The organism is Chengkuizengella marina, from assembly GCF_009910845.1.
Lineage (GTDB): Bacteria > Bacillota > Bacilli > Paenibacillales > KCTC-33759 > Chengkuizengella > Chengkuizengella marina.
The window spans coordinates 1-12,865 of the sequence record NZ_SIJB01000037.1 but is presented as its reverse complement, the minus strand read 5'-3'; the positions used below and the strand labels follow the sequence as shown (position 1 = coordinate 12,865).

Here is a 12,865-nt window from a genome sequence, read left to right as displayed (position 1 = left end):
TACGTATGATGAAAAAGGAAATCGTAAAACAATGGAAGGAACGATGAAACTTCCATTAGGTCCAAGAGAATATACGTATAATGCATTAAATCAATTAAGTACATTTAAAGAAAATGATGAGGAAACTACGTATCAATATTATGTAGGCGGACTACGTGCAACTAAAGAAAGTCAAGATGGTGACTTTACAAGATATATTTACTTCCAAGGGAATGTCATTGAAGAATTAGACCAAGAAGGGAACCCAACAGCAAGAAATATTTGGGGAAATCAGTTATTATATAGAGAGGACATGACATCTAATTTAGGTGGATATTACTTCTATAACGGTCATGGTGATGTAGTTAAAGTCGTCGCTGCTGATGGTAGCAAAGATGTCCTAAAAGAATATGACTACGACATCTGGGGTAATGTGCTATCTCAAATAAGTCATGAAACAAAAACCTTTGATAATCCATTCCAATATACAGGTGAAATCTATGATGAAGAATCTGGATTGATCTACTTACGTGCTAGATATTATGATCCATCGATGGGTAGGTTTATTACTGAGGATACGTATGAAGGGACAATTAATAACCCACTTAGTTTGAATTTGTATACGTATGTAGAGAACAATCCTTTGATATATGCTGATCCAAGTGGACATAATGCAGAACGAACTTTTGGAGGATCGGGTTATACAATTCGAAAAGTAGCTGTTCATTGTACTCAGGTTGGAGCTTCAACATGTTGGAATGAAGCGAGGGCAGGAGTGCTATATGCATCTATGGCTGTACTTGATTTTACGATGGTTGGCGATATTAACACAATACTAGATCCTGAATCTTCTAATTTTGACAAGGGACTTGCAGCGGCTAGTTTTATTCCTATTGGAAAAGTTATAATTAAAGGCGGAAGGTTGATAGTTAAACTTGCAAATGGTCATGGCAGGGAGATTGAACGAGGTGTAGATTTAATAGGTGAAGGTGTTGAAAAAACATTACCTACAACTTTAAAATCATATGAGCAAGCAAGAAATCTTGCATTTGACATTATAGGTGATCTTGGAGCTGATTCAAAAGCAGTTATAGGAAGACTTCCACAGAGTGCAGGATTTGGACAGGTAGTTGGTCGTAGTTCAGCTGATGGTAAAGTTTTATGGAGACTTGATTATGATCCTGAAAAAGGAACACATATAAATGTAGAAGATTATAGAAACGGAAAAGGAAATAATGCAATAAAAGTGGTTATTCCATTTGAAGGTAATGAAGAAGACTTCAAGTCCTTACTAGAACATCTGAACAGATAAATATTACAAGGGGAGCTTATATATGACATTATTTGAAGAATGCATTTTAGCTTTGGGAAATAATCAGAAGATAGTGACTGAAGAAGAAACCAATCAATATTTTGAACAACTAGTAAATATGTTTTCAATTGTTTCTTGGGGAAGGATAGAATGGGAAACAATTTCTAAAAAATATAGACTTAATCATATTTCTGAGGTTTTAGATTACTTAAAAGAACATGGTATAGAAGAAAGGTCAATTATATTACTTTGGAATTACTCAGACGCCCCTGCTGTGAAAACAAATTTAACAAATATATTCAACTGTATTGATGATGTAACTGCTGTGGGTTCAGATACTTTTGTATTCTGCCCTACTGGTAAATATGTTATAGAATTTTTTCATGAAGGTGAAATTACACTTGGTATAATTTGAAGAATTTAAACTGTATTCCAATACTAAAGAATAATTAATTCTAATATAAAAGAGTCGTGAGTATCTTGATTACTTGTGGCTCTATTTTTATAGAGTGTAAAAGAGAATGATGAGTGGAAACGATTAAAGACACAAGAAATTGCTGGGAACACATACACCTTTAACTATGATGATTTTGATAGACTAGCAGCTTTAGTTTATCCTGATTTAAAACAAGTAGATTATACTCATGATAATTTAAATCGTATCCAAAACGTTTCTTATGATGGTCAAGTTGTTGGAGATTATGATTACAGCATATCTACAGATGGAACTTCTTCATCACTGAATTATGAAGCCTTATCTATGGGATTCCAAACGGATATGAATCCATTTGGAGAAATCATTTCTCATGAACAAAAAGACATTGGAAGTATTACTTGGGCTGAATCTTTTGGATATGATGGTCTTGGAAATATTGAATCTATCAATCAAAACGGTGAAATCAGTACGTATCAATATGACGATTTAAACCGAATCATTCAAGAAGATGTAGTGGAAGGCATCCAAACTTATACGTATGATGAAAAAGGAAACCGTAAAACAATGGAAGGAACAATGAAACTTCCATTAGGTCCAAGAGAATTTACGTATAATGCATTAAATCAATTAAGTACCTTTAAAGAAAATGATGAGGTAACTACGTATCAATATTATGTAGGTGGACTCCGTGCAACTAAAGAAAGTCAAGACGGAGACTTTACAAGATATATTTATTTTCAAGGGAATGTGATTGAGGAATTAGATCAGGAAGGAAACCCAACCGCAAGAAATATTTGGGGAAATCAGTTATTATATAGAGAAGACATGACATCAAGTCTAGGTGGATACTATTTCTATAACGGTCACGGTGATGTAGTTAAGGTCATTGCTGCTGATGGAAGTAAGGATGTTTTAAAAGAATATGACTACGACATTTGGGGTAATGTTTTAACTGAAACAAGCCATGAAACAAAGACCTTTGATAATCCATTCCAATATACAGGTGAAATCTATGATGAAGAATCTGGATTGATCTACTTACGTACAAGATACTATGATTCATCGATGGGAAGGTTTATTACTGAGGATACGTATGAAGGGGAGATTAATAACCCACTTAGTTTGAATTTGTATACGTATGTATATAATAATCCACTTAGGTATACTGATCCTAGTGGTCATATAGGCTTAGATGGAGCAGGTATTTATGGACAAGGAGGAACATATTCTAATGGTCCACTTATAGATTTTCAATATATTGCAGCCCAACATACATCAGTTGAAAGTGCTCTTGGTTACTGGACTCTGGGTGGGAGTGATCCTTTCTTTACATTTTATGAAACATCTCAAGAAGCACCATTTTCCGCAGAATATTTTATGGCATATACTGAAATTGGTGTTGTCGTATTTACAGGTGGATATGGTGCTACGACTAAACAAGCTACTAATGTAGTAGTTAAAGGGACAAACAATCTTGGTAAGTTATCTCAAATAGGAGACAATGTATTTGAATCCTCAGCGGGATTAATTTATGGTTCAGATCCGAAATTCGGTAATAGAATAGGTCATGTTCTTGCTCATGGGGTGGCGGATCCTAGTAGACCAAATCATACAGTATTTAACGTTGGTTCTGACAATATACTAGGATTATTAGATGAGGCATGGTTAATGCGAGGAGATCCTTTAAAAGATGACGCTGCAGTATACTTAATTGATGTGGGTAGAGTAATAGGAACAAATGGAGAAACTACAATTAGGTTAGTTATTAAACCTAATACAACAGAAGTTATTACTGCATATCCAACAAAATAAGAATATGGAGGAAAAATATAATGTCTGAATTAGAGTTTTTTAAGGGTAAAGTTGTTTGTCCTAGATGCAATGGTAATGGTCTAATCTATAAGGCTTTTATTGAAAAATTAAAAATTAACTTGTTTATATGTGATGAATGTGAAGCTACTTGGTTGAATGAATCAAATATAAATAATAAAAATTTCATAGATTTATCAACGTTCCTTGATTCTAAAGGTTCAACATATAAAGACCTTGATATGCAAAAACAAGATTTTTACTGGTACAAGAAATAGTATTTGAATTAATTTAATTCGATTGAATTTATAGAACATAATTTTATCAGTTTATGAAACAATAAGAAATGTATTTAAAAGGGAATCTGGTTATTTAAACTTATCATTATAGTATTGGTGCCTGACACTTCCCGAAATATGTCGATTCTAATTATCATATAAGTGATTAAAATCCTAACATGACTTACTTAAATGAAGTGTTGAAAACTAAATCATAATGTAAAGTTAAGAACTACAAGTGTGCATTCACATTGCTTGTGGTTCTTTTAATTCTCTTGATTTTTTGCTCCCAGTAAAAATATATCTATATTACAAATGAGAGTAGGGAAGAAAAGTTATATTTGGTTTAGTCTTAAAGTCTTTTTAAACAAATATCTTTGTTAGGAAGGGTCGCAAGATAATATGAACAAAGCACATAAGAAAAAATTTTATGATAGTCAAACATGGAAATCGTGTAGAAAGCTTGTATTAATAAGAGACAATTACCTATGCCAATTATGTATAAAGCAAAACAAACTAACTCTAGCAGATATAGTTCATCATATAGAGCACTTAGAAGATCATCCTAGTCGAGCATTAGATATGGATAATCTATTAAGTGTTTGTTCGTCTTGCCATAATAAAGAGCATCCAGAGAAAGGGAAGAAGAAGGATCAGAGAAAGAAAAAAGCTAGACGAATCAAAGTAATACAAGTAAAGGCAAATAATGAAGTGATATAAGGAGGAGATACATTGAAAATTACGTGTATTTACTGTGCATAGCCCCCCTACTACTAAACACAAAAAACTAAGAAAGCTAGACCGGGCCCGCAGCTTCGTTTACACCGCGGAAAAAAAATTCATGAAAGGGGGTAACATAAAAATGGCTGCACCAACTGCAAAAATAATTCGTGAATATTTAGGTGATTCTTATGAGGAATCAGATGAAGAATTAATTAAGATTTATATTGAAACACACCAGTTTTATAGGAGGTTGCAAAAGGAAGTTAAGAACTCTGATTTGATGTATGAACACACGAATAAAGCAGGGGCTACTAACCTTATCAAAAACCCCTTATCCATTGAGCTGACTAAGACGGTACAAACATTGAACAACCTTTTGAAGTCACTTGGACTAACTCCTGCTCAGCGTAAGAAAGTGGTGAATGAGGAAGATGACGGCTTCGATGACTTCTAATACTTCTGCACTTCATACTCTAGTAAAACCATCTGAAAAGATTTTAACGACTTGGTATGCTGAGAGAGTCATAATGGGTGAAATAATTGCTTCTAAAAAGGTCATTTTAGCTTGTAAAAGGCATTTAAATGATCTGAAAAAGCAAGGAAATGATGATTTTCCTTATGTTTTTAGACCTGAAAAAGGTCATAGACCTATTCAATTTATAGAAAAGTTTTGCAAACCATCAAAAGGTAAATTTCAACAAATGATTATGCAACCTTGGCAGCATTTCATTATTGGCAACTTATATGGATGGGTTCATAAAGATACAGGGTTAAGGCGCTTTACAGAGGGTCTTATTTTTGTTGCTCGTAAAAATGGAAAATCGGGATTAGCTTCAGGATTATCTATTTATGGATGTACAAAGGATGGAGAAAGAGGGGCGGATGTTTATGTTTTAGCGAATAGTATGAAACAAGCAAGAAAAACCATCTTCGATGAATGTAAAAAGATGATAAAAGCATCCCCAAAATTAAAGAAAAGAATAAAAGCACTGAGAGACATAATTGAATACGAACAAACGAATTCAATTATAGAACCGCAAGCATCTGATTCAGAAAAATTGGATGGATTAAATACTCACATGGCTTTATTTGATGAAATCCATGAGTACAAAGATTTTGATTTAATCAATATCATAAAAAACTCAATAGATGCTAGGGAACAGCCTTTACTTCTTTATATAACAACGGCTGGATATCAACTTGATGGACCACTAGTTGATTATTACGAAATAGCTACTGATGTTTTAGATGGAGTCATTGATGATGAGAGAACTTTTTATTATTTGGCTGAATTAGATAGCGAAGATGAGCTTGAAAATCCAGAAATGTGGTACAAAGCAAACCCGAATTTAGGCGTGACATTTGATTTACAAAAACTTATTGATGCATGGGAAAAAAGAAGGAATGTACCTAAAGAAAAATCAGATATGATTGTTAAAAGATTCAATATCTTTGTAAAATCAGATGAAATGTCCTTCTTAGATTTTTCTACTCTTAAGAAGAATAATAAAAGGTTGGGTATTAAACAATTGGAAGGCATGACAGCGGTTGGAGGATTTGACTTATCCGAAACTGAAGATTTCACAAGTGCATGTTTAGAAATCCCTCTCTTAGATACAGGAGAGGTTTTTGTGCTTTCTCATTCCTGGATTCCTGAAAAAAAAGTAGAACTTAATAATGAGAAAATCCCCTACCTAGAGTGGCAAGATGAAGGCCTATTAACCATTTCCAAAGGTGATTATATCACTAAAGAAGATATATATGATTGGTTTGTTAAGCAATCTAATTTTTATAATATACAAAAAATCACCTATGACCCTGCTAAAGCTTACCGATTAGTGAAGGATTTAGAAACTTACGGTTTTGCTATGGAGGTAGTTAGACAAGGAGCCTTGACTCTTAGCCCAGCATTAAAGGATATAAAAGAGTTATTTTTAGATGGCAGAGTTATCTTTAATAACAATAGATTGCTTAGATGGTATATCAATAATGTGAAATTGGTAGAAGATCGCAATCGTAATTGGTTGCCGACCAAACAAAATAGGTACAGGAAAATAGATGGGTTTGCCGCCTTGTTAAACTCTCATACAGAAGTCATGAAATTAATGGCAGCGCCAAAAGGAAATGGTGATATTGGTGTAATCTCTATGAGTGACTTAAGAAAATAGATTTTGAAAGGGGTGAGAATTTGAAATGGACTAAAAGGTTAAAAAGTGCCATAAAAGGAGCTGTAGCAGGTTGGAAAGGGAGTGGTTTTGACTTTTCAAACTGGTTTGGACGTACATTTTGGGGTTCTGAAAATGTTCAACTTGCAAATAATGAAACGATTTTTAGTGTTGTTTCAAGACTGTCCAATAGCATGGCTTCACTTCCATTAAAGCTGCACCAGAATTATGACACAGTATCTAACTCAGCATCCGATGTATTGATAAACTCCCCTAATTCATACATGAGTTCATTTGAATTGATTCGAAATATGGAAACGATGCGGAATGAAACAGGAAATGCGTATGCAGTGATTGAACGAGATATTAGAGGGCAAGTTTCACAGATCACACCCTTCATTTCATCCTATGTAGAGCCTTTGTTTGATCAAGACAGTGGTGAATTATGGTACAAGGTCATGGGTAGTCACAAAACGTACTATTTTCACAACCTAGATATCTTACATGTAAAACATATCGTTGGATCTGGAAATCTAAACGGAATAAATCCCATTAAGGTCCTTACGAATACCAGTGAATATGACAAAGCCGTTCGTGATTTTAGTTTAAATGAAATGCAAAGTGCTTCAAACTCATTCATCTTAAAGTACGATGCGAATGTGGATCACGATAAGCGTCAAAAAGTCATTGAAGATTTTAAACGATTCTATCAAGATAATGGTGGGATTTTATTTCAAGAACCAGGTGTGGAAATCCATCAAATCGATAGAAAGTATATTCCTGCAGATACGTTTACATCCGAAAAAATTACACGTTCACGGGTGGCCAATGTTTTTAATGTTCCAGTGACCTTTTTAAATGATACCGAGGGTCAAAGTTATTCGAGTAGTGAGCAATTAATGCGTGTGTTTGTTCAACTTACTTTAATGCCCATTGTTCGTCAGTATGAGCAAGAATTTGACCGTAAGTTACTGAATGAACATGAAAGACGTAATGGTTATTACTTCAAATTTAATGTAGGGGCATTATTAAGGGGTGATACAGCAGCGAGATCAGCATTATATCAAAATGGATTGCGAAATGGATGGCTGAGTAGAGATGAAGTAAGAAGATGGGAGGACTTACCTCCACGTGGTGGTAAAGCAGATGAACTATGGGTGAGTGGAGATATGTATCCTTTAGAGATGGATCCATCACAGCGAAAGGGGGTGAAGGATAATGGAGAAGTTTTGGAAAGTAAAAGCGATTGATCATACTCTGGGTGAAATACAGATATACGGTGAGATCACATCGTATAAATGGGATGAATCAGACACGACAGCAAAAAGTTTTAAAGAGGATTTAGATCGTTTAGGTGACATAAAGACCTTAAAAATTTATATGAACTCTCCTGGTGGATCGGTATATGAAGGGAATGCCATCTATAACATCTTAAAAAGGCATAAAGCAAAAATAAATATTCATATCGATGGAATCGCAGCGAGTATCGCAAGTGTCATCGCAATGGCAGGCGATACTATTTTTATGCCCGAAAACACGATGATGATGATTCATAATCCTTGGACATTGGCTATGGGAAATGCATTTGATCTAAGAAAAGAAGCAGATGATTTAGATAAAGCTCAAGAAAGTATGGTGAGTTCTTATCTTGCAAAAACAGGTGAGAAATTAGACAGAGTTAAGTTAATTCGTATGTTAGATGCCGAAACGTGGTTGTCTGCGAAAGAGTGTGTTGGATATGGATTGTGTGACGTAATAGAGAAAGAAAAGAATATCGCTGCTAGTGTTCATCGTGATTTCTTTGCAAAATACAAAAACACACCTAAAAATTTACTAGAATTAGCAAATAAAACAACGGATTTGGACCTTTCAGACGAAGAAAAACAGGTAAGACAACAGTTCAAAGAAGAAGCAGAAGTGAGTATTCAAAAATTAAATCTAATCCTTGGAGGGATGTAAACATGACATTATTTGAATTGAAAGCCAGTATAGCGACAGTGGGAAGTGAGCTAAAAAAAATAGAGGGGGATATCTCAGCAAAGGCAGCGAATCCTACAGTACCCATTGAAGATATTCAAAGTTTAAAAAATCAAAAAAAGGACTTGAAAGAAAGATTTGATTTGTTAAAAGAGCAACATGATGAGTTAGAAGCAGAGCAAAAAGCAAATTTACAAGCAAGAATGAAAGATAACTTAGCTTTAAATCCAAGTTTAGAAAGTGAAGATCCAAAAGCGAGGCTAATAGGTGCAAAAGCTGAGTTAATACGTGCAACGATGCGCAAGCAATCCGTTTCTAAAGATGTTTTTAATGCACTTGGAGATAACGATTCAACAGGTGGAAATAAGTTTTTGCCCAAAACAGTTTCCAATGAAATCTTAGTTGAGCCGTTTGTTAAAAATCAACTACGTGAGTTATCTATGATTACTCAAATTCCAAACTTAGAAATTCCCAAATTAAGCTTTACTTTAGATGATGATGATTTTATTAATGATGAAGAAACTGCAAAAGAGTTAAAAGCCGATGGAGATGTCGTTTCTTTTAATCGTCACAAATTTAAAGTATTGGCTGGGGTCTCTGAAACAGTGCTCAATGGTACGGATACGAATTTGGTATCCAATGTTGAAATGAGCTTACAATCAGGGGTAGCAGCGAAAGAGAAGAAAGTTGCTTTTGCTACAACACCAAAAGCAGGAGAAGAGCATATGTCTTTTTATGGAGTTTCCATCATTGAGAAGGAAGCAGCTACGATGTATGATGCTATAACAGATGCGATTGCAGATCTCCATGAAGATTATCGAGAAAATGCAACGATCGTCATGCGTTATCAAGATTACAAAAACATTATTAAAGAGCTTGCTAATGGAAGTGCTACTTTATTTGCTGCACAACCTGAACAGGTTCTCGGGAAGCCAGTGGTATTTTGTGACTCTGCCATTCATCCACTTGTAGGTGATTTTAACTATTCGCATTTTAACTATGATTTAGAAGCGCTCTATGATAGAGATAAAGATGTAAAAACTGGAATTGAACAGTTCGTAGTAACAGCATGGTTTGACCATCAAATCAAGCTTAAATCAGCTTTTCGTATTGCAAAGATTGTTCCTGAAGCATAATAGGACCATAAATGATGATTGAGGAATTAAAAGAATATCTAAGAATTGATGGGAGTGAGGATGATGTTATCCTCACTCTTTTACTTGATGCTGCTAAAGAATATTTATCAAATGCTGGCGTTCTAGAATCAGAGAGTAAATTATATAAATTAGCAGTCTTGTTGTACGTCACACTTCATTATGAAAATCGTGATCCGAGTCAAAAGATGGATAAACTAAACTTTGCATTACAAAGTATCATCTTACAATTGAAAGAATGGGGTGAAGAGGAGTGAAAAATTACGTTGTAATAAGGGATTTTATTGATAAATTCACTAAAAAACTATATAAAATGGGTGATTTATACGATACAAACAAGGAAAGAGCAGCAGAATTACAAAACGGTGGGTTTATTGAAAAAGAAATGAATGATAGTCCAGATAAGATTTTAGATCAAAACGCAAATAATGTGATCGATATTACAAAAGAACTTTCAGAAAATGAATTAAAGGAACTATTTGAAAATGAATCATCTGGCAAGAACAGAACGACAGTGTTAAAACATATTGAATCTCTGTTAGGATCAAACAATGAACCCAGCTAAGTTAAAACATCGTATAGAAATTTGGGGGAGGGTTAAAACCGAAAACGAATTAAAACAAACGGTATATAAAGACCAAAAGTTATATAATATTTGGGCTGAAATCATCCCACAAACAGGAAAATTACAAAAACAACAGGCTGAAACAATGTTATCAAATGTAAGTCACAAAATTCAAGTGAGGTACAAAGCAGGAAAAGATATCACTGAAGAAATGCACATCAAGTTTCAAGGGAAAAGATTCGATATAAAGTACATCCTAAATCCTTACTTCAAAAATGAAAGATTTGAAATTTTCTGTGAGGAAGTGATTGATTGAGTTTGGAAGATATCAATATAGCTATAAATGATAACTTAATCGCTGAGTTTGAGTATGACATAAATTCGAAAGATGTAAAGGAAGGTTTTAGTAGACCTTCTTTTTTTGTTTCTTTCGATAATGTTTCAAGATCATCATCTGAATATTATAGAGAAAGAGCACTAACTGTACGAATTTACTTTTTCCCTAAAAGTCGTTATGAATATTCCCTTGAAATATTGGATGTTCAAGAGAGGCTAGAAAACTTGTTCGATTTAAAACTAAACGTAGTTGATCGAAAACTAAACATACATGAGGTGAGATCAGAAGTAACAGATGGGGTGCTTTCTTTTCACTTTGATTTGCAATACTTGGAAAGTAAAGAAGTTGAAGAGTCTGAAATGATGCAGGAGTTAGAGTATAATGAGTGACTTTGATATTGATATAAGAGACATGGAAGAATTCCAAAGAGAATTAGATAACCTCGAACGTCATTTCCCAAAACAGACTAAACAACTCATGCGTAAATCTGGATCGAAAGCTAGAACGATTATAGCCAGATATGCACGTAGTCTTGTAAAGAAAAAAACAGGGAATTACCGTAAATCGATTAAACGAGGCAAGGTGTGGATTGACAAATTTACAGGTGAATACAAGGTAAGGGTGTACACGAATGCACCACATGGACACCTTATTGAGTATGGTCATAGAATCGTGGATAAAAATGGACGTGAGCATGGATTTAAAGAGGGCTATCACGTTTTTGGAAAAGCAACGTATGAAGTGGATTCAGACTGGGATGACATTATAGAAAAAGAGTTCGATAAAATCTTTGATGATTTGTAAGGGGTGATGTAATGGGTTTACCAGAAATAAATATTAATTTTTCAAGTCTTTCTGTGTCGGCTATACAACGAAGTCAAAGGGGGATTGTTGCATTGATCCTTAAAGATGATACAGGAGATTTTGAAACAAGAGAATACAGAACAGTGACCGACATAAACGATGGTGACTGGACAGCAGGTAACATGGATTACATTGAAAAAGCATTCTTAGGAGTGCCATCTAAAGTGATTATTGAGAGGTTGGATGTGTCAGCAGCTAATTATAATGATGCTCTAACTAGATTAGCAAGCAAACGATGGAACTATTTAGCGATACCTGGTATTAGTAATGCAGAGGTAAGTCATGTTTCCACATGGTTAAAATCACAGAGAGACAATAATAAAAAGACATTTAAAGCTGTTTTACCTAATAGTGAGAGTGATCATGCAGGAATTATTAACTTTACAACAGAGGGCATTGAAGTAGGTGACACAACGTATTCAACATCAGAATACACAGCACGAATTGCAGGGGTTTTGGCAGGATTGCCATTAACGAGAAGTTCAACCTATTTTGAGTTAAATGAAGTGGATTCTATCACTGAAAGCGAAACACCAGATGCAGATATTGATGCAGGACAATTGATATTAATGAGTGATGGTGAAAAAGTCAAAATTGGACGTGGTGTAAATTCACTCACTACGACAACAGTTGAAAAAGGCGAGGACTTCAAGAAAATCAAAATTATAGAGGGCCATGATCTCATTCGAGAAGATATCACACGCACGTTTAATGATAACTATGTTGGGAAAGTCAACAACTCATATGATAACCAAGTTTTGTTTATTACTGCTGTGAATGCTTATCTTAATGGTCTGTTAGGAGAAGTGTTAGATGGTGCATCAGATAATAAAATTGATGTTGATGTCGAAGCACAACGTAAAGCGTGGGAGTCTCAAGGCACAGATATGAGTGAATTCAATGAGCAGCAAGTAAAACAAAAGTCATACGGTAGTAAAGTGTTTATAGCAGGAAAACTTAAGTTTTTAGATGCTGTAGAAGACTTGAACTTTAATATCTCAGTGTAAGGGGTGAATGTAGTTGAGTAGACCAAACGCAGACAAAATTATAGTTGGCACATACGGAAAGGTATGGGTAGATGGAGAACTATGGGCGGAAGTTATATCCTTTGAAGCTAAAGTAACCGTAACCTATGAGGATGTAAATTTTGCAGGGTATGGCAGTACTTTTAAAAAAGCTACAGGATGGACAGGTGAAGGGAGTATGACAATCAATAAAATTTACTCTCGTGTTCAGCGCAAGATAGCTGATAACGTCAAAAAAGGG

General features: G+C 34.6%; 17 protein-coding genes. All 17 read left to right on the top strand.

The features are described 5' to 3' along the window. Nucleotides 1-1,291: RHS repeat-associated core domain-containing protein (locus tag ERL59_RS21160; RefSeq protein ID WP_328699973.1), on the top strand; the 1,291-nt coding region annotated here is incomplete at its 5' end. Between the two features lie 22 nt (nucleotides 1,292-1,313). Continuing rightward, a complete protein-coding gene (locus ERL59_RS17520) occupies nucleotides 1,314-1,706 on the top strand; it encodes a CDI toxin immunity protein (RefSeq protein ID WP_160647542.1) in 393 nt (130 codons plus the stop codon). A gap of 345 nt (nucleotides 1,707-2,051) precedes the next feature. After that, nucleotides 2,052-3,539: an RHS repeat domain-containing protein gene (locus ERL59_RS17515; protein ID WP_160647541.1), complete on the top strand. Its 1,488-nt coding sequence runs from the start codon at nucleotides 2,052-2,054 to the stop codon at nucleotides 3,537-3,539. A 20-nt stretch (nucleotides 3,540-3,559) separates the two neighbouring features. After that, on the top strand, nucleotides 3,560-3,814 hold the full coding sequence (locus ERL59_RS17510; RefSeq protein ID WP_160647540.1) for a 3'-5' exonuclease: 255 nt from the start codon (nucleotides 3,560-3,562) through the stop codon (nucleotides 3,812-3,814). 402 nt (nucleotides 3,815-4,216) lie between these two features. Then, the gene (locus ERL59_RS17505) at nucleotides 4,217-4,534 is read left to right on the top strand and encodes an HNH endonuclease (RefSeq protein ID WP_160647539.1); all 318 of its coding nucleotides are present in this window, start codon (nucleotides 4,217-4,219) and stop codon (nucleotides 4,532-4,534) included. A gap of 142 nt (nucleotides 4,535-4,676) precedes the next feature. Continuing rightward, nucleotides 4,677-4,991, top strand: coding sequence for a P27 family phage terminase small subunit (locus ERL59_RS17500; RefSeq protein WP_160647538.1), 315 nt, complete (start codon nucleotides 4,677-4,679; stop codon nucleotides 4,989-4,991). Then, a complete protein-coding gene (locus ERL59_RS17495; RefSeq protein ID WP_235929938.1) occupies nucleotides 4,969-6,705 on the top strand; it encodes a terminase large subunit in 1,737 nt (578 codons plus the stop codon). Before ERL59_RS17500 ends, ERL59_RS17495 begins: the two co-directional genes overlap by 23 nt. Nucleotides 6,706-6,725: 20 nt before the next feature. Beyond that, the gene (locus ERL59_RS17490) at nucleotides 6,726-7,952 is read left to right on the top strand and encodes a phage portal protein (protein WP_160647537.1); all 1,227 of its coding nucleotides are present in this window, start codon (nucleotides 6,726-6,728) and stop codon (nucleotides 7,950-7,952) included. Next, nucleotides 7,921-8,661, top strand: coding sequence for a head maturation protease, ClpP-related (locus ERL59_RS17485; protein WP_160647536.1), 741 nt, complete (start codon nucleotides 7,921-7,923; stop codon nucleotides 8,659-8,661). The genes ERL59_RS17490 and ERL59_RS17485 overlap by 32 nt, the downstream gene beginning before the upstream one ends. A gap of 2 nt (nucleotides 8,662-8,663) precedes the next feature. After that, the gene (locus tag ERL59_RS17480) at nucleotides 8,664-9,815 is read left to right on the top strand and encodes a phage major capsid protein (RefSeq protein WP_160647535.1); all 1,152 of its coding nucleotides are present in this window, start codon (nucleotides 8,664-8,666) and stop codon (nucleotides 9,813-9,815) included. A 14-nt stretch (nucleotides 9,816-9,829) separates the two neighbouring features. After that, complete coding sequence (locus tag ERL59_RS17475) at nucleotides 9,830-10,090, top strand: head-tail connector protein (RefSeq protein WP_328699972.1); 261 nt, start codon at nucleotides 9,830-9,832, stop codon at nucleotides 10,088-10,090. Continuing rightward, a complete protein-coding gene (locus ERL59_RS17470; protein WP_160647533.1) occupies nucleotides 10,087-10,398 on the top strand; it encodes a hypothetical protein in 312 nt (103 codons plus the stop codon). Before ERL59_RS17475 ends, ERL59_RS17470 begins: the two co-directional genes overlap by 4 nt. Then, the gene (locus ERL59_RS17465; protein WP_160647532.1) at nucleotides 10,385-10,714 is read left to right on the top strand and encodes a phage head closure protein; all 330 of its coding nucleotides are present in this window, start codon (nucleotides 10,385-10,387) and stop codon (nucleotides 10,712-10,714) included. The genes ERL59_RS17470 and ERL59_RS17465 overlap by 14 nt, the downstream gene beginning before the upstream one ends. Continuing rightward, nucleotides 10,711-11,124, top strand: coding sequence for a phage tail terminator family protein (locus tag ERL59_RS17460; protein ID WP_160647531.1), 414 nt, complete (start codon nucleotides 10,711-10,713; stop codon nucleotides 11,122-11,124). Before ERL59_RS17465 ends, ERL59_RS17460 begins: the two co-directional genes overlap by 4 nt. Then, nucleotides 11,117-11,539, top strand: a complete 423-nt coding sequence (locus ERL59_RS17455; RefSeq protein WP_160647530.1) for an HK97 gp10 family phage protein — start codon at nucleotides 11,117-11,119, stop codon at nucleotides 11,537-11,539. Before ERL59_RS17460 ends, ERL59_RS17455 begins: the two co-directional genes overlap by 8 nt. An 11-nt stretch (nucleotides 11,540-11,550) precedes the next feature. Beyond that, nucleotides 11,551-12,606 (top strand): phage tail sheath subtilisin-like domain-containing protein, encoded by a 1,056-nt coding sequence (locus ERL59_RS17450; RefSeq protein WP_160647529.1) that lies wholly within the window; start codon nucleotides 11,551-11,553, stop codon nucleotides 12,604-12,606. 13 nt (nucleotides 12,607-12,619) lie between these two features. Beyond that, the coding region (locus ERL59_RS17445; protein ID WP_235929937.1) for a phage tail tube protein at nucleotides 12,620-12,865 on the top strand (246 nt) is incomplete at its 3' end.

Coding starts and splice junctions, on each gene's coding strand:
- ERL59_RS17520 (WP_160647542.1), top strand. CDS start 1,314: ATGACATTATTTGAAGAATGCATTTTAGCTTTGGGAAATAATCAGAAG.
- ERL59_RS17515 (WP_160647541.1), top strand. CDS start 2,052: ATGGGATTCCAAACGGATATGAATCCATTTGGAGAAATCATTTCTCAT.
- ERL59_RS17510 (WP_160647540.1), top strand. CDS start 3,560: ATGTCTGAATTAGAGTTTTTTAAGGGTAAAGTTGTTTGTCCTAGATGC.
- ERL59_RS17505 (WP_160647539.1), top strand. CDS start 4,217: ATGAACAAAGCACATAAGAAAAAATTTTATGATAGTCAAACATGGAAA.
- ERL59_RS17500 (WP_160647538.1), top strand. CDS start 4,677: ATGGCTGCACCAACTGCAAAAATAATTCGTGAATATTTAGGTGATTCT.
- ERL59_RS17495 (WP_235929938.1), top strand. CDS start 4,969: ATGACGGCTTCGATGACTTCTAATACTTCTGCACTTCATACTCTAGTA.
- ERL59_RS17485 (WP_160647536.1), top strand. CDS start 7,921: ATGGAGAAGTTTTGGAAAGTAAAAGCGATTGATCATACTCTGGGTGAA.
- ERL59_RS17480 (WP_160647535.1), top strand. CDS start 8,664: ATGACATTATTTGAATTGAAAGCCAGTATAGCGACAGTGGGAAGTGAG.
- ERL59_RS17475 (WP_328699972.1), top strand. CDS start 9,830: ATGATTGAGGAATTAAAAGAATATCTAAGAATTGATGGGAGTGAGGAT.
- ERL59_RS17465 (WP_160647532.1), top strand. CDS start 10,385: ATGAACCCAGCTAAGTTAAAACATCGTATAGAAATTTGGGGGAGGGTT.
- ERL59_RS17455 (WP_160647530.1), top strand. CDS start 11,117: ATGAGTGACTTTGATATTGATATAAGAGACATGGAAGAATTCCAAAGA.
- ERL59_RS17450 (WP_160647529.1), top strand. CDS start 11,551: ATGGGTTTACCAGAAATAAATATTAATTTTTCAAGTCTTTCTGTGTCG.